1 protein-coding gene is annotated in these 787 nt (G+C 58.7%); it reads right to left on the bottom strand.

All coding sequences use genetic code 11. The annotated features are described in order from the left end of the window. Positions 1 to 36: 36 nt before the first annotated feature. The coding region (locus HMPREF2129_RS10420) for a DDE-type integrase/transposase/recombinase (protein WP_156959287.1) at positions 37 to 787 on the bottom strand (751 nt) is incomplete at its 5' end.

Below are 787 nucleotides of genomic sequence, written 5' to 3'. Positions count from 1 at the left end.
CGCTTTGTGTCAAGTGGTTGTGAACGAGGTTGAGCGCTAGATCGTGATGGGTTGTGGGGCTGGGGCGGTTTGGGTGGTGGTGCGGATGATGCTGACTTCTGCTGGAAGGCCTGTGCCGGCTGCGGTGTTCGGTAGTTGTGTGATGACGCCTTTGTCCAGCGCGTTTCGCATCCCCTTCTCTCGTTGGTGTTGCAGCTTGATCCAGGTGCCGTGGAGGACTGCTTGTGGCGGGTAGTAATTGATTCCGCTGTGGGGGGTGGCGTTATAGACCTGCACCCATGCGCTGACCCAGGCGTCTGCTTGCCCCAGCGTGGTGAAGGTTTTCGGGTAGTAAGTCCTAGTCTTCATGGTGTGAAACACCGACTCGGTATGTGGGTTGTCGTTGCTGGTGTGCGGTCGGTTAAACGAACGGGCTACACCGTGTGTGGCAAACAGCTTGCCGAGTTGTTTGCTGGTCATCGCGGCCCCGTTGTCGGAGTGCACAGTGTGCACATCAGGAAAGCTAGTGAAGATGTCAGCGAACATCGCCGCTGCAAGCTGGCTGCTTTCGCGTTCTGCGACGATGAATCCGACGACGGCGCGGGAGTAAAGGTCAATCACCATGTGACATGCGAAGGTTTGTCCGACGTATTCTCCGGGCAAAAAGGTGATGTCCCAACACAGCACCTGCCCGGGCGCGGTGGCGCGGACATGCGGCGGCGTAGCGTCGTGGCGGCGTTTGGCGTGTGTGGCTTTGGTGTTGTGGCGTTGGTGTAGCAGTTTGCCGTGGGCTTTGGCTACCCGGTAG

Source organism: Corynebacterium tuscaniense DNF00037 (genome assembly GCF_000759055.1).
Taxonomy (GTDB): Bacteria; Actinomycetota; Actinomycetes; order Mycobacteriales; family Mycobacteriaceae; genus Corynebacterium; species Corynebacterium tuscaniense.
This window is presented reverse-complemented; position numbering and strand designations above follow the sequence as displayed.